The organism is Bergeriella denitrificans NBRC 102155 (assembly GCF_001592185.1).
Lineage (GTDB): Bacteria > Pseudomonadota > Gammaproteobacteria > Burkholderiales > Neisseriaceae > Neisseria > Neisseria denitrificans.
This window is the reverse complement of record NZ_BCWL01000346.1, coordinates 1-1006: the sequence shown is the minus strand read 5'-3', so window position 1 is coordinate 1006 and position 1006 is coordinate 1. Positions and strand designations below refer to the sequence as shown.

The window sequence follows — 1006 nt, the reverse complement described above, 5'->3', positions numbered from 1 at the left end:
TGGTGCTGTACGAAGGCAGCAATCCCGATACCGTGCTGGCCGCCGCCAAAAGCGCATGGGCGGCCTACGAAGCCGGACGCAGGGAGAAATTGGGCTTGGACATCGTGCCGCTGGATATTCAGATGGCCTTGAAGGTGGACGGCGTGTACAACGTCATTCTGCGTTCGCCCGCCCTGCAGGTCATCGCCCCCGGCCAATGGGCGCGCTGTACTTCGGTACGCATTAACACCGCCGCGCAGCAGCAGGAGGGCTAGACCGTGGCCGAACTCTCCTACGCCGACATCATCGAGCGCGACCAACGCTACAGAATGCTGGCCAATCTGGGGCTGCGCTTGGACTTGGCCGATACGCCCAAACTCATGCCGCGGCTGGTACATCTGGTCGCGCCCGAACATCTGGATCTGCTGGCCGAGAGCCGCAGCATTCTGGGTGCCGATGGCTACTGGCTGGCCGAATCCGACCAAGCCCGCCGCCGCCTGATTAAAGGCGCGTATGAGCTGCACCGATATAAAGGCACGCCGTGGGCCATCCGCGAAATCGTGCGCCGCCTGGGCTTCGGCGAAGTGGAACTCATCGAGGGCATGGGCAACAAACGCCACGACGGCGAAATTACGCGCGACGGCCGCTACGCCCGCGGCCACAGCGACCGCTGGGCGCACTACCGCGTCATCATGGCCGCCCCGATTACCAACGAACAGGCGGCCTTGCTGCGCCACACCCTGCGCGCCTTCGCCCCCGCCCGTTGCGTACTGGCCGCGCTCGACTATCAGGCCTCCGCCGTCCGCCACAACGGCCGCATTACCCGCGACGGCCGCTTCAACAGAGGAACCGCATAAGGAAAACACATGGCAAATCTAGTAGAAACCAACCGCTGGGAAGCGGGCATTTACCAGTTCGAAACCTCCGACCCCGTGATGGGCGGCCCCAACGGCATAGACAACCGCCCCACGCGCGAGCTGGCCAACCGCACCCTGTGGCTCAAAACCGAGCTGGCCAAAGCCGTGCA

1 protein-coding gene and 1 pseudogene are annotated in these 1006 nt (G+C 64.1%); both read left to right on the top strand.

Going from position 1 to position 1006, the window contains the following annotated elements:
* Positions 1–254: pseudogene (locus tag BDE01S_RS11480) on the top strand (baseplate assembly protein); the annotation flags it as partial.
* Positions 255–257: 3 nt separating this feature from the next.
* Positions 258–836: a phage tail protein gene (locus BDE01S_RS10710; protein ID WP_066081420.1), complete on the top strand. Its 579-nt coding sequence runs from the start codon at positions 258–260 to the stop codon at positions 834–836.
* The last annotated feature ends 170 nt before the right edge of the window (positions 837–1006 follow it).